This window comes from Cytobacillus gottheilii (assembly GCF_900166665.1).
GTDB classification, from domain to species: Bacteria; Bacillota; Bacilli; order Bacillales; family Cytobacillaceae; genus Cytobacillus; species Cytobacillus gottheilii_A.
The window spans coordinates 751056-774992 of the sequence record NZ_LT800494.1; the positions used below are offsets into that span (position 1 = coordinate 751056).

A 23937-nucleotide genomic window follows, 5' to 3' on the forward strand; every position below is an offset into this window, starting at 1 on the left:
TCAAGTCCTTAACAATATGTTAAAGGAGAGATAAAATGATCAACCCCACTGTAAACGGTAAAATGATTTCCATTATGTCCAGCTTTCCCGGCAGCAAAAAAGTGTATGTAGAAGGAACTAGGTCTGATATCCAGGTGCCAATGAGAGAAATTGAACTTAGTGCCACCACAGGATCTTTTGGAGATGAGAAGAACGAGCCCGTGCGTATTTATGATACAAGCGGGCCGTATACGGATCAGAATTATGCAGTGGATCTGACAAAAGGACTGCCGCCCATTCGCCAGAAATGGATCGATGAACGCGGCGATATTGAAAGCTATGAAGGTCGCAGGATAAAACCAGAAGATAATGGTTACCGCAATGAAGACGACCAGCGTACCCAGCACGGTGTGTTTCCCGGGCTAAAAAGAAAGCCTCTGCGGGCAAAACGAGGAAAAAATGTTACACAACTTCATTATGCAAGGAAAGGGATCATCACACCTGAAATGGAATTCATCGCCATCCGGGAAAATATGAATCCTGAATATATCCGTGAGGAAGTCGCCCGCGGACGAGCCATCATTCCAGCAAATATTAATCACCCTGAAAGTGAACCCATGATTATTGGCCGCAACTTTCATGTGAAAATCAATGCCAATATCGGCAATTCCGCTGTATCCTCGTCGATTGAAGAAGAGATTGAAAAAATGACCTGGGCAACGCGCTGGGGTGCTGATACCATTATGGATTTATCGACCGGGAAAAATATACACAAAACACGGGAGTGGATAATCCGAAATTCTGCTGTTCCTGTAGGCACTGTTCCAATCTATCAGGCACTTGAAAAAGTAAATGGGATTGCGGAAAATCTTAGTTGGAACGTATTTCGCGATACTCTGATTGAGCAAGCCGAACAAGGGGTAGATTATTTTACAATCCATGCTGGTGTGCGGCTGCATTATGTTCCATTAACAGCTAAGCGAATGACTGGGATCGTATCGCGCGGCGGTTCCATTATGGCTCAGTGGTGCTTATATCATCATCAAGAAAGTTTTTTATATACTCACTTTGAAGAAATATGTGAAATCATGAAAACCTATGATGTGGCCTTCTCATTAGGCGATGGCCTCCGTCCCGGCTCAATCGCAGATGCAAATGATGAAGCTCAATTTGCCGAGCTTGAAACATTAGGTGAGCTGACTAAAATTGCCTGGGAGCACGATGTACAGGTAATGATTGAAGGTCCTGGACATGTTCCAATGCATTTAATTAAAGAAAACATGGATAAGCAGCTTGAAATCTGTCAAGAAGCTCCATTCTATACATTAGGTCCGCTGACAACCGATATTGCACCAGGTTATGATCATATAACCTCTGCAATCGGCGCAGCCATGATCGGATGGTATGGAACAGCCATGCTCTGCTATGTGACGCCGAAGGAGCATTTAGGACTGCCAAATAAAGATGATGTCCGGGAAGGTGTGATCACCTATAAAATTGCTGCCCATGCAGCCGATTTGGCTAAAGGCCATCCTGGTGCCCAAATAAGAGATGATGCTTTATCAAAAGCGCGCTTTGAATTTCGCTGGAAGGACCAGTTTAATCTCTCCCTTGATCCAGAACGGGCACGGCAATTTCATGATGAAACCTTGCCTGCAGAAGGTGCTAAGACAGCTCACTTCTGTTCCATGTGCGGGCCAAAATTTTGCTCAATGAGAATTTCTCAGGATATCCGAAACTATGCAAAGGAAAATAGTCTTGTTACAAAAGAAGATATAGAGCAGGGAATGAAGCAAAAAGCAGAGGAATTTAAAGAAGGCGGAAGTCAAATCTACTCATAAAAATATGTAAGCCGAGGATGTTGCAAGTCTTGCCCACTTTTTATAGGAATCGGCAGCATTCTAAAGATCATAGTCAAAGAGCTCATCATCATATGAGCTCTTTTCTTATGATATACATTGATTTAGCTGCTATAATCCCTTTAATTTTTACAACTCATTCTTATTAGCGAATACGGACATTTTCAGTTTTCTGTGTGTTTGAATAGTATGTATTTTGTTATAATGTTTAGGGTTCTATCTATACGAATACCATCACTTCTTATATACTTACTATGTTCATGATTGAACAATTTTTTAGCTGTGATTCATACTGCATCTTAGAATACACCTCAATGAGAAGTGACAACCACTTGATTAAACAAACGGAGAGGTTTTATATGTTGTTTTCTAGTAGTCTGCAAAGACAACTATCGATTATTTTTGGCATTATTATGGTTTTTTTAGTCATTATTTTAAGTTTTTTAATCGGGCAGCGTTCCATTCAGGAAGTACAAACAGAAATTGGTGATTCCTTAGCAGATATGGCCTATTTGATGGGGGACAAGCTTGATCGGTATATGTGGTCAAGAAATGGTGAAGTTGAAATCATTAGTGAGCTGCAGACCATTAAAGAGCCAGAAAATCTTAAAGAAATCGACCAATTGCTGAATCAGGTAAGAGAAAGCTTTCCGGCTTTCAGCTGGATTGGATTAACCAATGAAGAAGGGGAAGTTATTTCAGCTACAGATGATATTTTAAAAGGAATAAATATTTCAGAGAGACCAGTTTATCAGGAAGCCTTGGAGAGGCCGTTTATTGGTGATGTTCATGAAGCGGTGCTGCTGGCTGATTTACTGCCAAATCCTACTGGAGAACCCATGAAATTTGTTGATATTAGTATGCCTATTACAACCGATGGTGGTGTTTTTAATGGAGTATTGGCGGCACATTTAAGCTGGGAATGGGCTAAAGAAGTAGAAATGGCCATGTTGAATACATTAAAGGGCAGTGAGGATCTTGAAATTTTCATTGTGGGTAAAAATCATGATGTGCTCCTAGGACCGAAAGAAATGCTGGGTCATACGCTGAATTTTGAAGAGTTAAAGGAAGCTGAGCAAAATCAGGCTGCTTGGACAGTAGAAAAATGGGATGATGGCAAGGATTATTTAACAGGCATTGCTTTAACGGACGGCTATAGAGACTATGAAGGTCTGGGGTGGACTGTCATTGTCAGACAGACAGTGGACGAGGCATATGCTCCAACGAAAGAGATGTTAAGCTATTTTATTGTCTGCGGCATCATCTTGGCTGTTCTTTCTTCCCTTTTAGCTTCTTTAGTGGCCAGAAGAATGGCTGCCCCTTTGAAAGAAATATCGAGCATTGCTGACAGGCTGCGCGAAGGGGAAAAGATTGATATTCCGATCTACAGAGGCATAGAAGAAATTGAATCTCTGTCTATATCTCTGCGAAAACTTATTAAAAAGTTAACGAAAACAGAAACGGATTTAGAAGAAATGGAAAATGTTGCTTCAAGGGATCATTTAACAGGACTTGCGAACCGTAATGGGCTTGAGCGGTATTTGGATCGGGTTACGCGTGAAAATACTCCATTAACGGTATTGTATCTAGACTTAGATGGATTTAAAAAAGTAAATGATACGTTAGGTCACGATGCGGGTGATCAGCTTCTGATTGAAACAGGCAGGCGTCTCAAGCAGAATATTGAGAATGGCGAGTTCGTTGCAAGACTTGGTGGAGATGAATTTGTCCTTGTTTTGAAATCTCCGGAGGATCCAGTTCAGAGAGGGATGGACGTTGGAAATCGAATCGTGTCTATGCTTGGTGATGCCTTTATTATTGATGAACATATTGTTCATGTTGGCTGCAGTGTAGGCGGAGCGGTGTATCACCCTGAAATCAATAACATCACCTCGGTCATCCGTCTAGCTGATGAAGCATTATATAAGGTGAAAAGAACAGGGAAAAATAGAGTGTATATGTCGGAAGCGCATTAAGGGAACTCTGACAATAGAAAAGGGTGATCCGAAGGCAGGATCACCCTTTTGCTTTATTTTTTGATTCGCATCATTAACATCATAATAATAATGAATGTAAATGCAGTTAAGGCCAGGAAAGGAATGGTTACAAATCCAAACCAATCAATATACTTGGCATTGCAGGGAACGCCATTTGCACATGGTTTGATTTCAGCAAAACCAGGAACCATTTGCAGCAAATAATGGTAGATGGATATGCACCAGCCGATCACAGCCATTGGCAGGGCAATTCTTTTAACGGTATGATCCTGATAAAAAGCACCAATTCCTAAAATGAAAACAAGAGGGTACATGAAAATGCGCTGGTACCAGCATAGTTCACAAGGAATAAACCCGCGGATTTCACTAAAATAAAGACTGCCAAGTGCAGCGATCATGGAAATGACCCAGGCAAGATATAGAAATAGCTGGCTCTTCTTTTGCACCTCCATTATTTTTGATCCTCTAATGCTTCATCAATCACACTTTTGATTTTTTCATAATCAAATGGATCTTCTATCATCACTTCATTGACCATAATCGTTGGGGTTAATTGTATTTCGTATTCTTGAACAAGGGAGTTATCTTTATTTACCTCTTCCATTACAGCTTCTGTTTGCATTTCTGCTTCTAAATCCTCAGCAGTGATGTTAGTTGTTTCAGCCGCGACTTCATGTATTTTATCCATCGTCAGCCAGACCGTGTCGTGATCATTTGCCGGCTGTTCTGCAAATAATTTCTTGTGAAAATCCCAATACGATTCAGGTTCAAGCTGAAGCACGGCTTCTGCAGCAGCAGATCCCAAAGTGGATTCCTGCCCATGAAATAGAACATTGATATAACCGAATTCTACTTGTCCGCTCTCAACATAATCATCCACAAGCTGCGGGTAAATGCTTTCTCCCCATGCTTTGCAGGCTGGGCACTTAAAATCACCAAACTCAACGACTTTAACGGGTGCATCCTCTTCACCTAGTCTAGGCTGTTCTTCCAAAGATGGCTGCTGTGAAAATTCAGTGCCTGGTTCATTTTCTTTTTGGTTATTGCTGCTGAGCACAACAAACACCGCAATGGAAGCAAAGACTAAAAGAGTCAAAACGATAACAAATGTATTAGATGATTTCTTATTCTGTGACATGTATGAATCTCCTTTTCTAGTTGTAGCTTTCCTATTTTATCAAATGGCTGGTAACTATTCAAAAGGTCATTGGATGGATCCCTTTTGCAGATGAGACTTTTGAGGTACAAATACGCATACTTCACCATACAGTAGTAGCAGCGTCTTATTAGGAGGGAAGGCATGGATCATGCAGGCGAAGAATTACTCATTACAGGAGCATGGCTTCTTGGACTGGGCACACTATCAGCAGCCATAGGTCAGACACATGCCACCGTCACACGGACAAAGAAGGGCAAAGAGCTTGTCCTGAAAGGAAATGGGATCGAAGCGTTGGGCAACGCATTGCAGGGGGTAGGAAGGTCAAATGATCCCAACCCGGCAAGTTCTGAATCAACTTATTATTATATCTTGGGCTGCTGGATTGAAGCTGCAGGAAATACCACAAACTCCGTCGGAATACATGTCGAATTAAATGAGTCAGAAGAAGATGGCTGGCGAATTGACACACTGGGAAGTGCAGTGCAAGGCCTCGGTGCGGCATTTGAAGCGGTGGGAGCTTACCTGGCAGCAGACACACCTGCAAGGGAATTGGATATGATGGGAAATAGTCTGGTTTCGCTGGGCTCCATCGTTGAGGCAATTGGCACTGTTTTCTTACTTCAGGAGCAAGAAGAAGCGGGTGATCACATCCTAATGATTGGGAGCTGGATACAAGTGATTGGAGCTTTTACTTTGATTAGAGCCTTTTCATTGGAGGCCAAAAATGAGGAGGATGGGGAGAGGCGTACATTTTCTTCTTATAATAGGCGAGGTCAAATTGGTTTATGGGGAAATAAGACTTTGTGATCTAGTAATTGATAAATGGAGTCGTGGAAAGGGGAGAAACATCCTTCTGGAATCTAGAAATTAGAAAACAAAGTCTCAAAAAGGGGCCAACCAACCCTCTGTAATCCACTTTGAAAAATCTAAAATAACAAAAAAGCCCATGCTATCCCAGTAAAGGGGAAAACATGAGCAGAAAAATCATATGAGCAAAAAACCTATTAAAATATCAGACATAAAATGACCCTCTCCCGCTGCCAGCCAAGCGATAATACCCCTTGAGTACTCTTTGTACTGACCTTATAGACAGACCTCCACTCCAATTAGAAATTCCAGCTGCAGTAATTTTTTCTTCAGGGAATAAAATTTGAAACTCTTGAATGCACGTAGTATTGCATAGCCAAAATTCTCGACACATCCACATTGATTACATGCCATTTTAGAATGAGAAGGAAGCATAAACGTTCGGCATACAGGACATGGTACTCCTTTTTTGAGCGTGTCATAGGAATAGGCAGGAAAACGTGAGTAAGGAGATTTTTCTAGCTTGTAAGAGTTTAATGCAGCAGCAAGTTTATGATGCTGGGCTTTAAGTTTAGTGGAATGGTTATTAATCTTTTGGAGGAATCTCTTAATCTGTGTAGGAAAAATGAGTAGTTGCTGGGGGTTGCAGCCAAATAAATGAAATTCGGGATTAACAAATACACAATAAGGTTCTATCGGTATTTTATAGCCAATCTCACGGAAGAAATGGTTGAGCAAAAGCTCACTTCTTTTGAGCTGCTGCAATGGTGATTTTATTTCCGTCCCTGTGTTGGAGTGCCACTTTTCTCCATCGATCGAAAAATCACCTTCATAATTCTTCACCTCAAATAAGTAGATTGTCTTTTCAGAGATAAGTAGCGTATCGATTTGAAGAGCTTTGGATGATTGCACATCCAGCGTTAAATCCTTATGTACAATGAAAGAGCTTGATAGCTCCGTTTCAAGCCAATGATCAAAATATTTTTCCCGGGCATATCCTTTTTCTAAATGATGCTTTTTCTTGAGATCAGGTAAATTCATTCTGCCCTCTAATGATTGCAGAATGATCAGCTCCATTGGTTTATGGCGGTAACTGCTAATAATGTTCAACTCCTAACTTATACAAATCTACTGTAATAATTCAACTATAAGATCAAAGTTTCCACTAAGAAGATTAATTTCAAAATGTATCCTCAGAAGTTGTATGATTTTGTGAACGTAAACAACTAATCTCACAAATTCTGCGATTTTTTCTTGTTTCTATGTACTAATTTACACCCGTATTTTTGTATTTCCATACCATATTTTTTAACCCAAAAGAGTTTATACTAAAACCACAAATGTGATCAACTTCACAAAGTGATTATTTTGAAAGCGGGGAATGAAGATGGAGTCGGCAGCGGAGAATTTCATGACTGTCTGGAAGGACAGGAAAGATCAGTATGATTTCCTTCATTACATTTTTAGTCAACCTGTCAGTGCAGCTGACTTGGAAGCGTGGAATGTTAGCGGTATTTCTGAAAAAGATAATTTAAACAATGATTTGCGTGACTTTATTCATACTTTATCAACAGGGAGCTATCATGACACTGCGCAAAGTGAAGGAAAGGTGTTTTTAGAGCTTTTTTTCGGGCCTGAGCATGTTTTGGCTCCGCCTTGGGAATCGGTTTACCGCTCTAAGGAAGGTTTGCTGTTTGGAGAGTCAACATTGGCAATTCGTGAGAAGCTGCGCCAATTTGGGCTTGTATTCGAAGGAGAAAATAAAGAGCCAGAGGATCATATTGCGATTGAACTCGAATTTATGAATTACTTAATGACAGTTTCGGCTGAGGCAATACAGGAACAAGATGAATTGAAACTTAAAAAAGCTATGCTTTATCAGTTTTTACTATTAGATGAACATCTCGTGCAATGGGTCAAGCCATTTACTGAAAGAATTATTGCTGCTGCAGAAAGTAAGTTATATAGGGGCTCTGCAACACTGCTGCGGGATTTTATCATACAAGAACATCAATACTTATCAGCGGTAAGGGAGGTCTTAGAGTATGAGTGAGAATTTATTAGAGAAAATTTCGAGTCAAACCATGAAGCGCAGAACCTTCTTGAAATGGTCAGGTGCTGTAGCAGCACCAGCAGTGTTAGGAGGAGCTGCTGTAGCAAATAAGCTTGTTCCTTCTACGGCAGCAGCAGAGGGATCTGCTGAGAGTGTTAAGGTAGTTCCTACATGCGGCACGTTGAATTGTGGAGGAAAATGCCTGATTAAGGCTCATGTAAAAGATGGGACAATTACAAGGTTATCAACAGATGATGATCCGCGTGATAAGAATGCAGATTCCCTTAAGTTTCCGCAAATACGTGCCTGTGTAAGAGGGCGAGGATATCGGCGCCATGTCTATCATCCAGACAGGATTAAAACACCTTTGCGCCGGACTGGAAAAAGAGGAGAAGGCAAGTTTAAAGAAATTAGCTGGGAAGAGGCTATCAAAGAGATTGCAAGTGAATCAACTAGAATAAAAGAAAAATATGGTCCTGCATCACGTTATGGCATCTATGCAACTGGTCAGGCTGGACAAATTGGGAGCGGTGATACACTTATCCAGCGGTTGCTCGCATGTGACGGCGGTTTCCTTGGCAGATATTCAAATTACAGCTCTGGACAGCATGGTGCTGCAACACCATATACATTTGGCGTAGGTTCAGCCAGCAGCAGTCTCGACACTTTAGTAGATTCAAAGCTCATTATATTAAACGGCTTTAATCCGGCAGAGACTATTTTTGGACATTTTAATATTTATTTAAGACTGGCTAAAAAGGCTGGAGCAAAGATTTATATTATTGACCCAAGGAATACAGATACTGCTGTTGGTCTTGCTGATGACTGGTTCCCGATTAAACCAACAACGGATAATGCACTTATTGCCGGTATGGCCCATGTCATGTTTAGTGAGGATCTGCAGGATCAGGCGTTCTTGGATCAATACTGTATTGGTCATGACGAAGAACATATGCCAGAAGGTGTCCCTGCTGGCGAATCCTATAAAAGCTACATTTTGGGAGTAACGGATGGTGTAGAAAAAACACCTGAGTGGGCTGCAAAAGTGACTGGTTTGCCTGCACACAAGATTAAACAGCTGGCAAGAGAGATTGCTTCAACAAAGCCGATGGCATGGATTCAGGGGAATGGAGTTAACCGTCATATGAACGGTGAACAGCTTTCCCGGGGAGGATCTTTAGTGGCTGCGCTGACAGGTAATATTGGTGTAAAAGGCGGCTGGGCTGGTCCAGGTGCAGCTGGCATTGCCAAGTATGTTGCGTTCCCTTCAATGGAAAATCCAACAGGCTTATCCATTCCATGTTTCCGCTTTACAGATGCCATTGCAGATGGAAAAAACATGGGATCTGCAGATGGAGTTAAGGGACTGGATGAAGGCCAAACATTGCCAGCCAATATCAAGATGATTTTCAACATTGCCGGTAATGCATTGATTAATCAGCATTCAGATATTAATAAAACGATCGAGCTAATTTCAGATGAATCTCTTGTCGAGTTTATTGTCACAACGGATCTTTACATGACACCTTCTGCTAAATATTCAGACATTATACTGCCAACCTGCACATTCTTCGAACAAAGTGATTTTGTTCCGCCTTGGAGCTACGGTCAGCATATTATTATGTCACAAAAGGTAATTGAGCCGCTTTTTGATTCAAAAACAGAATACGAATGGATGACAGAGCTGGCAAGAGAGCTAGGAGTCGAACAGCAATTTACAGAAGGACGTACACAGGATGCCTGGGTGAAATGGATCATTAACGAAACACGTAAAGAGCAGCCTGATTTTCCAACATATGAGCAGCTGCAGAAAACAGGCATTCACAAATATGATTTTGATCCAGTAATTGCTTTTGAAGCGCAAATCAAAGATCCAAAAAAAAATCCATTCAAAACGCCATCAGGCAAGATTGAACTGTTTTCAAAAGACTTGTGGGACATGGATAATCCAGAAGAAATCCCAGCGACACCAAAGCATGTCTTATTAGAAGAAGGAGCAGAAGCAACCGCCAATGGCAAATATCCGCTTCAGCTGATTGGATGGCACAGCAAGCGCCGTACCCACTCGTCTTATGATACAAGTGATTGGATGGAAGAGGTAGAAGGAAATATTATGTGGATGAATCCAATCGATGCAAACAAAAGAGATATTAAAGACGGTGATCTGGTAAAGGTATTTAACGATCGGGGAGCATTGAAAATGCCTGTCAAGGTAACAAGCAGAATCCTGCCGGGAGTTATGGCAATTCCGCAGGGAGGATGGTTTACACCTGATAAAGATGGTATCGATACAAGGGGATCTATTAATGTTTTAACAACACATAAAGCTACTGCCTTAGGTCATTGCAATCCGCAGCATACAAACTTGGCACAAGCAGAAAAAGCGTAAGAAAGGAGGATGCTGAAGAATGACACAACAATTAGGATTTTATATTAATCAGGCCCGCTGTGTAGGGTGTAAAGCATGCGTTGTTGCGTGTAAAGATAAAAACGATAATCCTGTCGGCATTAATTTTCGCAGAGTTTATTCATTTGAAAGTGGTTCTTTTACAGATCATAACGATGGAACGTATGATCAAAATGTTCAAGCCTACTACCTATCAGTTTCCTGCAACCATTGTGATGACCCCGCTTGTGTTAAAGGCTGTCCAACAACCGCGATGTATAAGCGTGAAGAAGATGGTGTTGTCGTTGTTGATCATGAAAAATGTGTAGGCTGCCAATATTGCTCATGGAATTGTCCATACGGAGCACCTCAATACAATGCAGAGCTTGGAAAAATGACAAAATGCAACCTCTGCATCGATCTCCTTGAAAAAGGAGAACGCCCGGCATGTGAGGCGGCCTGTATTTATCGTGCTATAGAAGTAGGACCGATTGAAGAGCTCCGCAAGAAATACGGTGAAGTCAGCGAGCTTAAAGACCTTCCAAAAGCTTCAATGACCAATCCAAATATTGTTATTAGTCCGCATAAATTTGCTAATTAAGGAGGTTTTTCCGCATGCATGAATGGGCACTGCTTATTTTCACCGTATGTCTGCAAGCAGCAATTGGCGGAACGATAGTACTGCTGTTATTTTATAAAAAACTTTCCAATCTCGGATCAGAACAAAGCCTTCAAGTGATGAAGCTGCCGCTGATCGTGATTTCTGTCCTTTCCTTTATCGGCTTAGGAGCATCCTTCGCCCATTTGGGAGCACCTGAAAATGCGTTTAATACCATTCGACATCTAGGTTCATCTTGGATGAGCAGAGAGATTTTAGTAACTGGGATGTTTATCGGTCTAATCTGTTTGACCACAGGGCTGGCTTTCGTTCAGAAGAAAGTGCATGGATGGCTGCTTATCACCGCTGCTGTTGCAGGTCTAATCGATGTCTTTTGTATGGGTGCAATCTATTATAATACCCTTGTCAGCGGCTGGAATTCGATTAATACTTATACTTCCTTTTATGGAACGGTTTTTGTTTTAGGACCAGTCCTTACAGCAGGCCTGATTGCGCCAAGTCTAAAAGGGCAATATAATGAGCTCAGCCAGCAGCTGCTGAAATATGCATTTTATATCTCGCTTGCCGGTATTGCAATACAACTAGTAGGAGTGGCATTATTTTCGTCGGCCATGCCAGATGTTAGCCAAATCGGTGCGGGCAATGCATTAAATGCATTGGAAGATTACCAAGCCACAGTGGCTATTCGCTGGATTATAGAATTTGCCGCGGTTTTGTTCATCGGTTACCTGGCACATTCCACAAAACGTATGAAATTGAACTACTTTGCTTATGGAGCACTCGCCGTCTTGATCTTTGCAGAAGGCATGAGCCGATACGTGTTTTATGTAATGGGAGCATAGGTATAGGGAAGCTGTCACTTTGGGTGGCGGCTTTTTTTGTGGTTGGTAGTCAGAAGAGGAGATTGCTGGTATTACTTAAATAGCAGTGCTGTTTACGAAACCTTATCTGCGGATTAATTTTTCTGTGCCATAAATAACAATTCAATACATTTGTTTTAAGACTTTCAAACCATGATAAATTCATAGATTTAGAACCACTCTTCTAAATATCAAATATACCAAATTAATATCAGTCCTCCCTAGTTGACTACTTACCCCCATGGGTATAATATAAAACATAAGATAACCAAAGGAGTGATAAAGATGGGGAAAAAGATCGTAATTGTCGGTGGAGTTGCTGGAGGAGCGTCTGTTGCAGCAAGAGCTAGGAGACTGGACGAGCATGCAGAGATCATCATGTTTGAAAAAGGGCCGCATGTTTCCTTTTCAAATTGTTCCCTGCCATATCATTTAAGCGGCATTGTAGAAGATAGCCAGAAGCTCGTGTTAATGAATCCTGAAATATTTAAAAAGAGATACAATATTGAAGCGAGAGTAAGTCAAGAAGTGGTGAAAATCAACCGCAAAGAAAAAACCATTTCAGTGAAGAATTTAGCAACAGGGGAATTATACGAAGAAGCTTATGATCATTTAGTTCTTTCACCAGGAGCAAAGCCAATTCGGCCAAATCTTGATGGTGTAAACAATGCCAATGTCTTTACAGTAAGAAATGTAGTGGATATTGAAAAAATGCATCGCTTTATAAAAACTGAAAATGCTCAAAAGGCAGCTGTTATAGGTGGAGGTTTCATTGGTGTAGAAGTCGCTGAAAACTTAAAATTAGCAGGTCTAGACGTTTCTTTAGTTGAGTTTGCTGATCAAGTTATGACACCTTTTGACTATGATATGGCTCAAATTCTTCATAAAGAGCTTGTGGATCATGGTGTAGAGCTTATTTTAAATGATGGCTTAGCAAAAATCAAAGATACCTTTATAGAAACAAATTCAGGGCGAAAAATAGAAGCGGACGTTGTTGTTTTGGCTATTGGAGTTAAACCAGAAACGGCTTTAGCAGAGGATGCTGATCTAGAAATTGGCGAAACAGGTGCGATTAAAGTCAACCATCACTATCAAACAAGTGACCTAAATATTTATGCTGTTGGTGATGCTATTGAGGTACATCATCGTTTATTAAACAAACCAACCAGATTGGCCCTCGCAGGTCCAGCATTAAAGCAGGCCAGAGCAGCTGCGGACCATATGTATGCTATTCCAAATAGAAATGAAGGGGTAATTGGTTCGTCTTCGATTCACCTTTTTGACATGAATGCGGCTGCAACTGGATTGAATGCAAGGACTGCAAAAGATGCCGGTATTCCACATGACTCTGTTTATGTTATTCCGGGAGATAAAGTTGGCTTGATGCCAAATAGCAACCCTATGCATTTTAAATTGGTATATGAATATCCGACCGGCAGGATTCTAGGTGCGCAGGCGATTGGGAAAGGAAATGTCGACAAGCGAATTGATGTCATCGCAGCAATTATCAAGCTTAATGGAACAATAGAGGATTTAAAAGACCTTGAATTAACCTATTCACCGATGCTCGGGACGGCAAGGGATGTCGTAAATCATGCTGCCTTAGTAGCAGAGAATCAGCTTCATGGCCTATATAAGGAAGTTAAGGTTTCGCAGGTTCGTGATTTAGTAGAAAGTAATGCCTTTATTATTGATGCCCGTGAAAAGGGAGAATATCAGGCAGGGCATTTAAAAAATGCAGTTAACATTCCACTTAGCGAATTTAGAGACAGACTGGATGAGATTCCAACAGATCAGCCAGTGTATATTCATTGCCGTTCAGGTCAGCGCAGTTACAATATGGTCATGGCATTAAATAACTTAGGCTATGAAAATATATATAATATTTCTGGGTCTTATTTAGGCATTAATATTTATGAGTATTTTAACGATCTCGTGAGCGGAAGAGAAAAGATCGTTACGCAATATAATTTCAAGTAAGAGATTTAAGACGCCTAAAAGTATCTCCATTTATCCCTTTTAGGGTACAATAGGTGAAAAAGGGGGAAGTAAGATGGAATATGATAAATCCGTTGTAAACCGTTTAAAACGTATTGAAGGTCAGCTTAAGGGCGTTTTGCAGATGATCGAACAAAACAAGGATTGCCGTGACGTCATCACCCAATTATCAGCTTCCCGCAGTGGAATTGACAGAACGATTGGCCTTATTGTCAGCATGAACTTAGAACAATGTATTCGGGAGAACCTGGAAAAAGGGGAGAGCACAGAGGATTTAGTGAAAGAAGCAGTCAATTTATTGGTGAAAAGCAGATAAAGTTCAATACCATAAGAAAAAGTATTGGACTTTTTCTTTTTATAATAATATACGTATGCGGGTATTCGTCAGAAAAGGTACCCTTACTGGAATGGTTAAATGTCATCATTTAATTATTAAAAACAAGACTTTGAGAAAATAAGCAATGTTACTGGCGGTATGAGTGCTTGGATGTAATGAGGTAACATTACACATGAGGACAGTGAAGTCATTTAGCGCTTTACTGTCTTTGTTTTATACTCATAAAAAGGGCTCCCTTGGCATTTGATTTTTATCAGTTTTCACGGATTCTTCATACTTTCAGTGTATTGTCTTTGTATAAGAGTAAACGGAGGAAATCTTATATGGCGATAACCAGTAAATTACTGTTTTTCGGAATCATTGCAATTAGCTTTTTGGCTGGCGTCATAGCTTTTTATTTTTTAAGTGAGCAGCCGAAGGAACAAAAGAAAAAAGAAATTGATGAAGTTATAACAGCACTATTGAATTTTGTTATCTTCATGATTATAGGAAAGGTGCTGATCAATTGGCGCATTTTTATTGATGATCCATTGGCAGTGTTAGCTTATCCAAGTAATTCTTCAGCGTTTTACTTGGCAGTTCTGTTCAGTATTGCACTGCTTGTTTATAAATCAAAATATAAACAGCTTCCTTTTATCGGTTTTAGTGCTGCTTTTCTGCATATTTTCTTATCAGCAACTTTTTTATATGAGTTTATTCAACTGGTGTGGAAGAATAACTCATTGAGTCTTGGAAACATGATCATAGCTGGTTTAGTTCTTGTTTTATATTTTTATCTTCGTGAGCGGTTGAAATCTGTAAATCTTGTTTGTGCGCTCCTTATTGGCTGGTCAGCAGGAATGCTTAGTTTATCTTACTTCCAGCCATTTATCACGATTTTCGGATTTATCGTAGCCAGTTGGTTTGTCCTGGTATTTTTGGTACTCGGTTTAGCAGTTATGATTATTAGAAATCTAGTCCTGAGACGTCAATAAAGCAGTTAATTGTGTTATTGCATTTTATTTTCTCAGATTATTTATGAGGATGTTAAATAGGAGTAGGAGGGCAGGTTATGAAAAATAAAATTGTTGTTGGAGTTATTTTAGCTATGCTAGCTTGGGCTATTTACGATTTCACAACTACGAACAACACAGCCAAGCAGCTTAATGAAAGTGAGAATGAGGTTGGTCTAGAAGTTGGGGATGTAGCACCTGATTTCGAACTTGCATTGTTAAATAAAGAAGAACGTGTAAAACTATCAGATTTTCGTGGGCAGCGTGTTATGGTGAATTTTTGGGCAACCTGGTGTCCGCCATGCCGGGCAGAGATGCCGGATATGGAAAAGTTTCATCAAGATCGTGATGTAGCGATATTAGCTGTAAACATGACCGACACTGAAATGAATGATGAGCAGGTTGGGAATTTTGCTAATACGTACGAATTAACATTTCCGATTTTATTAGATGAAGAAGCGGAAATGGCTGATTTGTATAATATCCAACCCCTTCCGACTACATATATGATAGATTCGAATGGCGTTATTCAATATAAAACTTTAGGGGCTATGAATTACGAATTGATGATTCAGGAGTTTGAAAAAATGGATTAAAAGGAAAAACGTGCAAAGCTTTCGCTATTGTTAGCGTAACTTTTGCACGTTTTTTTATTGTACTTCGATTCTGCTGCCCATTTTTTAGAAGAAACTCTGCTTAGAAACTTCTCTCTTTTATAAGTAATTATTTATATAATTCAATTTGCCTCAGTCTCTGTTTTAATTGCTCCCAGTTTCTTTGAGATATTAATGTTGTGTGAGATTAAAATAGTTTCCACTCCCTTTTATCGAGCAATTTGATCCAACTGATTCTTTAAATCTTCCATACGCACAAATCGATTTTCTCTAATCAACTCTTTTCCATTCACGAGAAGCAGCATGGCGGGTGCGGTAAACACTAAAAATTCCCCAGCTACTTGCTTGACCTGATCTGCGTCCACCTTTCCCGCATGAATTTGTGGATATTCATCAAGTAACTCCTGAACCTTTGGCCATACAACATGACAAACACTGCAATTTTGTCTGGATATATAGACAAATGATTTCTGATGATTATTTATGAAGTTTCTAACCATTTCTATGGAGGTCAGTTCAGTATATCCGCTCATACTCTTTCACCTTTCTTTGTAAAATTCTTTAATTAAATTCATCATATACCACACGGGGTATATTTTCAATAAAAAGGATCGCTAATGTTTCCCACTTTTCTTTACTCATCAACATAATTTTTTTCTTATTGGCAAAACTACTCCCAATTATAAGATGAAAGGATATCACATATGAATTCTTTTATTGGAAAGATAAAAGTTGTTTTTCAGGGAAATGACGATTTTTTCTGTAAAAAACAAATAATCTGCGGCGAGTCCGTTTTTGTAATAGGTTTAGACAGCTTGGTTGAATTAGATAAAACACTTGGAGAACTGAAAGAATATAAGGCAATCGAAGAGATTGAGCAGCATGGAGAGGAGGTGGCGGATATTGAAACAGCTGAAGCCTCTCTATTAGAAGGCAAACTGCTGCTTGCCAGAACAAATAAGGATCTTGCTATTAGTCTTGTACCAGCTCCTGTTTCCTTAAATCGTTCGATTGAAAGCTCTTCAAATGAAAATGTTGTGTTAGGTTCGCCCATTTCTTTCAATGAGGATATTAAACTCAATATTGGACTGGTCAGGAAGAATATGAAATCACAGCATTTAAAGGTTAAAACCTATGAAATTGGCAAACAGTATAAGAAGGAAATAGCTCTTCTCTATCATCAGGAAACGGTTCATTCTGAACTGCTGTCCAAAATCCAAGGTCAAATTACAAAATTTATGCATCAAGCAGAACTTGATTGTATACAGGATGCCTATAAGATGCTTGGATTAAAAAAGTGGAGTTTCGTTACGCAAATCAATACAACTGAAATCCCAGATGAAGCGCTGCGGGCAATCAGAAAGGGAAGAGTGGTTCTATTTATTGATAGACTATCATTAGCTCTTATCCTGCCTGGTGTATTAAGAGATATGATTTTTTTGTATAACGACCATAATTACCCATACCCGCTTATGCTCTCTGTACGGATGCTCCGAATAATGGGTATTCTTCTTGCGTTAATTATTCCTGGATTATATGTAGCATTAGTGGCAGTAAACCCCGAAGTACTAAGAATAGAGATTGCATTGTCAGTTGCACAAAGCAGGGAGGGTGTTCCCTATCCAGCGATTATTGAGATTCTTATTATGCTTCTGATCCTAGAATTAATCTTAGAGGCAAGTATCCGGCTGCCAAACAGTATTGGTCCTACAATCACAATGGTAGGGGGCATTATTTTAGGACAGGCGGTTGTAGAAGCAAAGCTGGTCAGTAACCTGCTCATCATTATTTTAGCTGCAGCTACAATTGCCAACTCGACCATAGTAGGATTTCAAAATTCCATTTCTATAAGGATCTTTAAGTATCTTATCGTTTTCCTGGCATCCCTTTATGGGATTCTTGGTCTTTTGGTAGGCTTGTTTATGATATGTACCTATTTGTCCAGTATTGAAACATTCGGCATTCCCTATTTGCATTTTAATTTAAATAAAGGAGAAAAAAGCAGTGGATAAAAGCTGGCAGATTGTAGTGATGTACATACTGACACACTTAGGACTAATATTCTTTCTATACCCTGCAAATATCATAGAGAGTTCAAGTGAAGCTCAATGGATCCCAATAGGCATAGGCGTTATCTTGCATTTTGTAATCGTCTTAATTTACTTAAAAGGATTAAGTTACTTTCAAAATAAAAATATTATTGACATCTATTCTTCTTTTGGGAAGCTATGGACCATCCTTTTATTAATACCTACAGGCTTATACTTATTAATAATCAATATCATTACGGTCAGAGCTTATTCAGAGATCATTAATATCATTTTTCTTACAAAGACTCCGCTTTGGGCTATAATGCTCCTTATTCTGTCTATTTCCTGTTATTTGTCCATGCAGAAGCTTTCAGCCATTTTTAAGACAGGCTTTCTCTTGTCTTTTCTTTTTCTCCCATTAGTTCTATTTGTTATATGTATTTCTTTTCAGAATGTAGATTGGCGCTATGCTTTTCCTATGTGGAGCAGTGACTTCTCTTTTATCAAAAAGCAATCTTATTTTAATAGTTACTTTGCTATTGGGGGAGGGTTCCTATTTTTAGGTTTTATCCAGCCTGTGCTATCTTTTCGGAAGAAACGGATCGTTATTGGCCTGGCAGCAATAGTACCTGCCTTTTTATTATCTGTTTATGTGCCAGTGTTAACATTTGGTCAGGCTACAGCTGAGACCTTTATATTTCCCTATGTTGCTGCTGTCGATGGCATCAATATATCTTGGCTCATGTTTGATCGGATCACCATGTTTTTTCTTTTATGCCTAATCACATTTATTATGTTGTTTATTGCGCTTGTTTTATGGAAAACAGTACAAATTACAAAATATTATATTCCTATTTTATCAGAGAAATGGGCAGCGATTGGCCTGGCATTCTTCATCTATTGCATCTGCCTGCGTATCCCTGATTGGAGTGACACAGAGAGATTGTTTCAGATTAATACGCCTTTACGATTTTACGTCATTTTACTTGTTCCGCTTTCCATATTTGCTTTAGGTTTTTGGAAGAAACGTAAAGAGGGTGTGAATGGGTGAAAAGATGTTTGCTTCTTATCCTATTGCTTACTTCAATGTTCATCCTAAGCGGCTGCTGGGATAATAAAGACATTAATCATCGTGTGATGCCTGTTGTACTCGGTGTGTCACAGAAGGACGAAAACTATGAAGTGTATCTGCAGATTCCGCAGCCGGCCGGGGGACAGATTGAAACGATCGTTGTGTCTGGTACTGGTAAAACTGTAAATGAGGTTGTTGACCGCATAAGTGCAAATATGGAAAGAAGTGTGGATCTTTTGCATGTCAAAGTCGTTGTTGTGGACCGAGAGCTAGCAGAAAAAGGAGTGAAGGATCTTATTTCTGGTTTTATCCGTTCAAGGGATATATCCTCCAAAGCTTTATTCGCTGTCATTGATCAGGATCTATCTGCATTTTTTGGTGCAATGACAAGTGAACCCAAAGCTGAAGGTACCATTTTATTAGATTTCTTTGAGAAAAGTGCGGGCTGGGATCCGCAAATAGCATTAACAAGAATATGGGAAGTATATCGAAGCATCTATTCTTACACAAATGATGTTGCTGTTCCTTTGATGAAGCTTGGAAAAACAACATTGGTCGAGCATACAGGTTCTGCGATGATTAAAAATGGCGTAATGATGGGCGATATCTCAGCCCACAAAACTCTATTATATAATGCCTTCAATGGAGAAAGTACACTAGGGAAAATTGAAGTCCTGGATGATGCGAGTGTCATGATCCTAGGTGAGAAAATGAAGTTTAAAAGCAGAATGGAAGAAGATAAGCCAATTTTTTCACTGTTTTTAAAACTAAAAGTAACCATATTAGAAACGATTAATGATCCTTCTGAAAACGAGATCAAAAAGGAATTAGAACAGCTGCTGACTGAAAGATATCAAAGCCTTTTTGAGGAGATGAAAGAAAGCGGGGCAGACATTCTCGGAATAGGCCAATACTATAGGCGCGAAATTCCTCGTGATCAACTAAAAGAATGGCGCAGTGTTTATTTCCCAGAACTGAAAGTAGACTTTGATATAGAGATAGATATTCAAAACACAGGGAATCTAAAAATGCCTAAAAAATAAGAAAGAACTCGAGTAAGAAAGAAGCGATATACCCAAAAACTGCATAAATCCAACCCCGTTGCACAAAATACATATGTATTTTATATACTTAAAAAGAGGGTGCAGCCAATGTTCTATCATATTAAAGAGCTTCAGTATAATGCAAAGCCAGAACGTCCGGATCCTGTTTATGCAAAGAAGCTTCAGGAAATACTCGGGGGCCAGTATGGTGAGATGAGTGTAATGGTTCAGTATTTGTTTCAGGGATGGAATTGCCGAGCAGAGAAAAAGTACCGTGATATGCTGTTGGATATTGGAACAGAAGAAATTGCCCATGTTGAAATGCTGGCTACGATGATTGCTCAGCTTCTTGATGGTGCCCCTGTTAAGGAACAGGAGGCAGCAGCCAAAGATCCTATTATCCATGCAGCAATGGGCGGAATGAATCCGCAGCATGTAATTGTCGGCGGACTTGGAGCCAAGCCTGATGATAGTACAGGCTACCCTTGGAATTCACGCTATACAATAGCCAGCGGAAATTTGCTCGCGGACTTTCGTGCCAATTTAAATGCAGAATCACAAGGGAGATTGCAGGCAGTGCGGCTTTACGAAATGACTGATGATCCTGGTGTTAGAGATATGCTCTCATTCATGATTGCCAGAGATACGATGCATCAAAATCAGTGGCTAGCTGCTATTGCGGAAATTGAGCAAAAAGAAGGTTTAGTTGTACCTGCAACATTCAACAGAGAAAATGAAAAACAAGAAGTTTCTTACTCATTTATGAATTATTCAAAAGGAACAGAAAGCGCTGCTGGCCGCTGGGCATCTGGTGCAAGTATGGATGGAAAGGGTCAATTTGAATATATTGAAAATCCAGAGGCTATGGGTCAAATCCCGAATCTTGCTCCTGCACCAGTATATGTACATGGAACACTTCCTGGATCACCGCCTCCAATGCAATAGAAAAATAAAAGACTATCGAGCTTCTGTTCGATAGTCTTTATTTTAATCGCTGGTAGGGTCTAACCCAAAAATCTCCGGATCCATTTCAACCCATCTTTGCTGTTTGGATAGCGAAATGGCATATCAAAAACCGTAGACTGTTTGAGGACACTTTTTTCATGAGAGAAGGCATCAAAGCTGCTTTTGCCATGATAGGAACCCATGCCGCTTGTTCCGACACCGCCAAAAGGCAGGTGGGGAGTGGCTAAATGATATAGCGTGTCATTAATGCAGCCGCCGCCAAATGAAATGCTTTCAAGAATATGATGTTCGATCTGTTTATCACTTGTAAATAAATAGAGCGCAAGCGGGTTTGGAAAGTTTAAAACACCAGCTATTACATCATCAATGTCCTTATATTCCATAATAGGAAGGAGCGGACCAAAAATTTCATCCTCCATAATAGAGGATTCCCAATTTACATCTGTGATGACAGTTGGTTCAATGGAGAGTTTTTCTTTATTTGTTTTCCCACCGTATGCAATTTGGCCGCTTGTCAGAAAGTCTTCAAGGCGATTAAAGTGCTTTTCACTGACGATGCGGGTATAGTCCCGATTTTCGAGCGGCTCTTTGCCATATAGATCGGCAATGGCATCTTTTAGGCACACTAAAAAGGAATCTTTTACTTTTTCATGTACATAAACATAATCTGGTGCAATGCACGTTTGACCTGCATTGATAAATTTGCCCCAGGCAATGCGCTTAGCTGCAAGCTTTAAGTCTGCATCATGGTGAACGATGGCAGGGCTTTTTCCGCCAAGCTCAAGGGTAAGAGGAGTCAGATGCTTCGAGGCAGCTTCCATCACAATCTTTCCAACAGGTACACTCCCCGTGAAGAATAAATAGTCAAAGGGCTCGTTCAACAAGGTTTGGCTGGTTTCAACGGCACCTTCCACGACTGCAATGTACTCTTCTGGAAATACAGATTCTATCATCTTCTTAATGAGAGCAGACACGGTTGGCGTAAGCTCAGATGGCTTAATAACCGCACAATTTCCAGCACTGATTGCGCCTATTAATGGAGCGATCGCCAGCTGGAACGGGTAATTCCAAGGTGCGATAATTAATGCGCTTCCATATGGCTGCGGATAAATATAGCCTTTTGTTCCTGTATGGCTTAAAGCTGTTTTCACTTTTCGAGGTTTTGCCCATTTGTGTAAATGCTTTTTTGTAAACTTAATTTCCTCTAATAGAATACCAATTTCCGTTGTATATGCTTCAAATTCTGACTTGTTTAAGTCTTTGCGAAGTGCTTCTATAATCTCTTGCTCCTGGTCTTTGATAATAGAGCGCAACTGATCCAATGCTTCTAACCGAAAAGAAATGCTTTTGGTTTGATTGCTTCGAAAATATTCTTGTTGCTTGTGCCGTAATGCCTTGTAGTTTTCCAACTATTCCGCACTCCTTCTTTTTGGAGAGTAAATTGAATATTTCATTTGCCTTTTAGCAATAGTAAGTTGTCTATATCATATCATGTAATATAAGTGAGCTCATGAATTGAGCACCTGCGATGATTCTCATTTGTGAGATTTTTGTGTACTTTCAGAGTGAACATCAGATTATGCTTGGAATAGTTAACTTCTAAGAATTGTTTATGGTAAAATTCAACTAACCATTTTTCTTTATAGAGGGGCCCATACAGTGAACAAAACAGTGTTAGACAAATTAAAAACATACATATATGGTTTTGATGTTTTGGAAATTGATGTTTTCCCGGCAGAGGGCGATCGTCATTCCTTCGACTTTATCGATCGTGAGGAAGATGAGGTGATTGCTTCAGCAAATTTTGATGAAGAAGGTCTGGCTAACTTTTCTATCTATAATGATGAAGAATCTCAAGCGGGACCACTAAACAGAGATGCACTGATTAATAAAGCGTATACCTTTATTGATGAATTTTTCCCACAGAACTTCAGTGATAGCCTCTGTTTATCTGCTCTAATTGATATGGGAGATTTCACGATGATTGTCTTTAATCAGAAAGACAAAAAGTTTGGGCTTGAGCTTCCTAATTCCGGCGTAAGCTTTTCAATTATGCCAAATGGAATCATCAGTCATGTGGAAAGAGATTATCATAAGGTAGAAGTTATTTATCCGGGCAGTTGTATTACAGCTGCAAAAGCAAAGAATATATTTTTGAAAGAGCTTCGGTTAGTGCCTGTAGTCGCTAAATATGATAAAGAAACATATGTGAACGGAGATAACCGCCATTATTTTGTTTACGAAATAGAAGATTATGTGATGGAGGTAGGAGCTGACGGAAAGCTGCAGACAATTGAAATGTTCGGAGTTGAACAACAGCAGTATGCTGGAGAGGTTCATCTGCCAAATCCTGCTGATTTATATACACTTGCGGGATTAACGGAAGATCATATGAAAATATACGAGCGTAAAACAAAAAAAGGCCGTATTGAGGTTTGGAGTGAGAAGACCAAGGAAGAGCTTGCTGTTGAGGATGCGGAACTGGCGGAAATCCAATTAGCGATTCCGAATACGGTTAAAATGCTCTTTAATCAGGATGGAGGATTGCTGCGTTTATTAAGTGAAAATAATAGCTCAAATGAAACGGCGATTACAGCAGAACAAGCACTGGAAAAAGCGAATGAAGTGATAGCTGGAGAATATACAAAAAATGCGAATACGTTTCAATTACTTCAAGGTGATCCCGAATTGCATCATTATATTAATCAAGAACATGCAGAAAAATATGCTTATCGTTTTTGTTATCACCGCTTTGAACAAGGCATTAAAGTTCAGAATGCAATGATTGCTATTGAAATTAGTGCCAAGACGGCTGCCCTGCTTAGAGTCGAAACCGATCAGGCTATATTTACAGATTTAAGCATGCTTAATATCCAGCGGTCGATTTCAGTTGAAGAAGCAGCGGAACCGTATAAAAAGGGTCTGTCCATGGAGCTGTCATGGGTAAAAGATCTGGAAAACGGCATGTATTCATTAGCTTTTGTCCCTTCTTTTCCACAAACAAAAGGTCATATCCGCTGCATCAATGCAACCAGTGGAGAACCCTGGATTATCGATACATCCTGCATGGAAGAATTTGAATAGGAAATATGAGGCTGGGACATCAGTATGTAACACGGCCATAGAACCGAATGGTTAGGAAGATCATCTTTCTAGTCATTCGGTT

General features: G+C 39.8%; 21 protein-coding genes. 16 read left to right on the plus strand and 5 right to left on the minus strand.

The window, feature by feature from the left end:
* Nucleotides 1-35 precede the first annotated feature (35 nt).
* Together thiC and B7E07_RS03655 are read left to right on the plus strand one after the other, a co-directional pair.
* On the plus strand, nt 36-1820 hold the full coding sequence (gene thiC, locus B7E07_RS03650) for a phosphomethylpyrimidine synthase ThiC (protein ID WP_080844116.1): 1785 nt from the start codon (nt 36-38) through the stop codon (nt 1818-1820).
* 377 nt (nt 1821-2197) lie between these two features.
* On the plus strand, nt 2198-3814 hold the full coding sequence (locus tag B7E07_RS03655) for a sensor domain-containing diguanylate cyclase (RefSeq protein ID WP_080844117.1): 1617 nt from the start codon (nt 2198-2200) through the stop codon (nt 3812-3814).
* A 53-nt stretch (nt 3815-3867) separates the two neighbouring features.
* Here the strand turns inward: B7E07_RS03655 and B7E07_RS03660 are convergent, their stop codons facing one another.
* Nucleotides 3868-4287 (minus strand): disulfide oxidoreductase, encoded by a 420-nt coding sequence (locus B7E07_RS03660; RefSeq protein ID WP_080844118.1) that lies wholly within the window; start codon nt 4285-4287, stop codon nt 3868-3870.
* On the minus strand, nt 4287-4973 hold the full coding sequence (locus B7E07_RS03665; RefSeq protein ID WP_080844119.1) for a DsbA family protein: 687 nt from the start codon (nt 4971-4973) through the stop codon (nt 4287-4289). Before B7E07_RS03665 ends, B7E07_RS03660 begins: the two co-directional genes overlap by 1 nt.
* Nucleotides 4974-5135: 162 nt before the next feature.
* Here B7E07_RS03665 and B7E07_RS03670 point away from each other — a divergent pair, with 162 nt between their 5' ends.
* A complete protein-coding gene (locus tag B7E07_RS03670) occupies nt 5136-5801 on the plus strand; it encodes a DUF6944 family repetitive protein (RefSeq protein WP_080844120.1) in 666 nt (221 codons plus the stop codon).
* A gap of 276 nt (nt 5802-6077) precedes the next feature.
* Here B7E07_RS03670 and B7E07_RS03675 read toward each other — a convergent pair whose 3' ends face one another.
* The gene (locus tag B7E07_RS03675; RefSeq protein ID WP_176215106.1) at nt 6078-6842 is read right to left on the minus strand and encodes a nuclease-related domain-containing protein; all 765 of its coding nucleotides are present in this window, start codon (nt 6840-6842) and stop codon (nt 6078-6080) included.
* Nucleotides 6843-7182: 340 nt separating this feature from the next.
* Between B7E07_RS03675 and B7E07_RS03680 the strand changes: the two genes are divergently transcribed.
* The 8 genes from B7E07_RS03680 to B7E07_RS03715 all read left to right on the plus strand — a co-directional run bounded on the left by B7E07_RS03680 (nt 7183) and on the right by B7E07_RS03715 (nt 15642).
* Nucleotides 7183-7854, plus strand: a complete 672-nt coding sequence (locus B7E07_RS03680; RefSeq protein WP_080844122.1) for a TorD/DmsD family molecular chaperone — start codon at nt 7183-7185, stop codon at nt 7852-7854.
* Nucleotides 7847-10243 carry a DMSO/selenate family reductase complex A subunit gene (locus B7E07_RS03685; RefSeq protein WP_080844123.1) on the plus strand — a complete coding sequence of 799 codons (2397 nt, stop codon included), beginning with the start codon at nt 7847-7849 and terminating at the stop codon, nt 10241-10243. Before B7E07_RS03680 ends, B7E07_RS03685 begins: the two co-directional genes overlap by 8 nt.
* A gap of 19 nt (nt 10244-10262) precedes the next feature.
* Entirely contained in the window at nt 10263-10841 is a 579-nt protein-coding gene (locus B7E07_RS03690) for a DMSO/selenate family reductase complex B subunit (protein WP_080844124.1), read from the plus strand.
* Nucleotides 10842-10855: 14 nt separating this feature from the next.
* The gene (locus tag B7E07_RS03695; protein ID WP_080844125.1) at nt 10856-11701 is read left to right on the plus strand and encodes a dimethyl sulfoxide reductase anchor subunit family protein; all 846 of its coding nucleotides are present in this window, start codon (nt 10856-10858) and stop codon (nt 11699-11701) included.
* Between the two features lie 303 nt (nt 11702-12004).
* Entirely contained in the window at nt 12005-13699 is a 1695-nt protein-coding gene (locus B7E07_RS03700) for an FAD-dependent oxidoreductase (RefSeq protein ID WP_080844126.1), read from the plus strand.
* 73 nt (nt 13700-13772) lie between these two features.
* A complete protein-coding gene (locus tag B7E07_RS03705; RefSeq protein ID WP_066442699.1) occupies nt 13773-14033 on the plus strand; it encodes a metal-sensitive transcriptional regulator in 261 nt (86 codons plus the stop codon).
* A 344-nt stretch (nt 14034-14377) separates the two neighbouring features.
* Entirely contained in the window at nt 14378-15028 is a 651-nt protein-coding gene (locus tag B7E07_RS23480; protein WP_176215107.1) for a hypothetical protein, read from the plus strand.
* 77 nt (nt 15029-15105) lie between these two features.
* Nucleotides 15106-15642 (plus strand): peroxiredoxin family protein, encoded by a 537-nt coding sequence (locus B7E07_RS03715; RefSeq protein WP_080844127.1) that lies wholly within the window; start codon nt 15106-15108, stop codon nt 15640-15642.
* A 227-nt stretch (nt 15643-15869) separates the two neighbouring features.
* On the opposite strand, the gene B7E07_RS03720 is transcribed toward B7E07_RS03715, so the two are convergent.
* A complete protein-coding gene (locus B7E07_RS03720) occupies nt 15870-16193 on the minus strand; it encodes a thioredoxin family protein (RefSeq protein WP_080844128.1) in 324 nt (107 codons plus the stop codon).
* Nucleotides 16194-16364: 171 nt separating this feature from the next.
* On the opposite strand from B7E07_RS03720, the gene B7E07_RS03725 reads away from it, so the two are divergent.
* The 4 genes from B7E07_RS03725 (at nt 16365) to B7E07_RS03740 (ending at nt 20750) form a co-directional block, all read left to right on the plus strand.
* Nucleotides 16365-17672: a spore germination protein gene (locus tag B7E07_RS03725; RefSeq protein WP_080844129.1), complete on the plus strand. Its 1308-nt coding sequence runs from the start codon at nt 16365-16367 to the stop codon at nt 17670-17672.
* Nucleotides 17665-18741: a spore germination protein gene (locus B7E07_RS03730; RefSeq protein WP_257391389.1), complete on the plus strand. Its 1077-nt coding sequence runs from the start codon at nt 17665-17667 to the stop codon at nt 18739-18741. The genes B7E07_RS03725 and B7E07_RS03730 overlap by 8 nt, the downstream gene beginning before the upstream one ends.
* The gene (locus B7E07_RS03735) at nt 18738-19805 is read left to right on the plus strand and encodes a Ger(x)C family spore germination protein (protein ID WP_257391390.1); all 1068 of its coding nucleotides are present in this window, start codon (nt 18738-18740) and stop codon (nt 19803-19805) included. The genes B7E07_RS03730 and B7E07_RS03735 overlap by 4 nt, the downstream gene beginning before the upstream one ends.
* A 108-nt stretch (nt 19806-19913) precedes the next feature.
* Nucleotides 19914-20750 carry a manganese catalase gene (locus B7E07_RS03740; protein ID WP_080844130.1) on the plus strand — a complete coding sequence of 279 codons (837 nt, stop codon included), beginning with the start codon at nt 19914-19916 and terminating at the stop codon, nt 20748-20750.
* Between the two features lie 59 nt (nt 20751-20809).
* On the opposite strand, the gene B7E07_RS03745 is transcribed toward B7E07_RS03740, so the two are convergent.
* A complete protein-coding gene (locus B7E07_RS03745) occupies nt 20810-22180 on the minus strand; it encodes an aldehyde dehydrogenase (protein WP_080844131.1) in 1371 nt (456 codons plus the stop codon).
* A 250-nt stretch (nt 22181-22430) separates the two neighbouring features.
* Between B7E07_RS03745 and B7E07_RS03750 the strand changes: the two genes are divergently transcribed.
* Complete coding sequence (locus B7E07_RS03750) at nt 22431-23855, plus strand: YcdB/YcdC domain-containing protein (protein ID WP_080844132.1); 1425 nt, start codon at nt 22431-22433, stop codon at nt 23853-23855.
* Nucleotides 23856-23937 lie beyond the last annotated feature (82 nt).

Coding starts and splice junctions, on each gene's coding strand:
- B7E07_RS03685 (WP_080844123.1), top strand. CDS start 7,847: ATGAGTGAGAATTTATTAGAGAAAATTTCGAGTCAAACCATGAAGCGC.
- B7E07_RS03695 (WP_080844125.1), top strand. CDS start 10,856: ATGCATGAATGGGCACTGCTTATTTTCACCGTATGTCTGCAAGCAGCA.
- B7E07_RS03655 (WP_080844117.1), top strand. CDS start 2,198: ATGTTGTTTTCTAGTAGTCTGCAAAGACAACTATCGATTATTTTTGGC.
- B7E07_RS03690 (WP_080844124.1), top strand. CDS start 10,263: ATGACACAACAATTAGGATTTTATATTAATCAGGCCCGCTGTGTAGGG.
- B7E07_RS03725 (WP_080844129.1), top strand. CDS start 16,365: ATGAATTCTTTTATTGGAAAGATAAAAGTTGTTTTTCAGGGAAATGAC.
- B7E07_RS03680 (WP_080844122.1), top strand. CDS start 7,183: ATGAAGATGGAGTCGGCAGCGGAGAATTTCATGACTGTCTGGAAGGAC.
- B7E07_RS23480 (WP_176215107.1), top strand. CDS start 14,378: ATGGCGATAACCAGTAAATTACTGTTTTTCGGAATCATTGCAATTAGC.
- B7E07_RS03665 (WP_080844119.1), bottom strand. CDS start 4,973: ATGTCACAGAATAAGAAATCATCTAATACATTTGTTATCGTTTTGACT.
- B7E07_RS03705 (WP_066442699.1), top strand. CDS start 13,773: ATGGAATATGATAAATCCGTTGTAAACCGTTTAAAACGTATTGAAGGT.
- B7E07_RS03675 (WP_176215106.1), bottom strand. CDS start 6,842: ATGAATTTACCTGATCTCAAGAAAAAGCATCATTTAGAAAAAGGATAT.
- B7E07_RS03670 (WP_080844120.1), top strand. CDS start 5,136: ATGGATCATGCAGGCGAAGAATTACTCATTACAGGAGCATGGCTTCTT.
- B7E07_RS03740 (WP_080844130.1), top strand. CDS start 19,914: ATGTTCTATCATATTAAAGAGCTTCAGTATAATGCAAAGCCAGAACGT.
- B7E07_RS03715 (WP_080844127.1), top strand. CDS start 15,106: ATGAAAAATAAAATTGTTGTTGGAGTTATTTTAGCTATGCTAGCTTGG.
- B7E07_RS03660 (WP_080844118.1), bottom strand. CDS start 4,287: ATGGAGGTGCAAAAGAAGAGCCAGCTATTTCTATATCTTGCCTGGGTC.
- B7E07_RS03720 (WP_080844128.1), bottom strand. CDS start 16,193: ATGAGCGGATATACTGAACTGACCTCCATAGAAATGGTTAGAAACTTC.
- thiC (WP_080844116.1), top strand. CDS start 36: ATGATCAACCCCACTGTAAACGGTAAAATGATTTCCATTATGTCCAGC.
- B7E07_RS03700 (WP_080844126.1), top strand. CDS start 12,005: ATGGGGAAAAAGATCGTAATTGTCGGTGGAGTTGCTGGAGGAGCGTCT.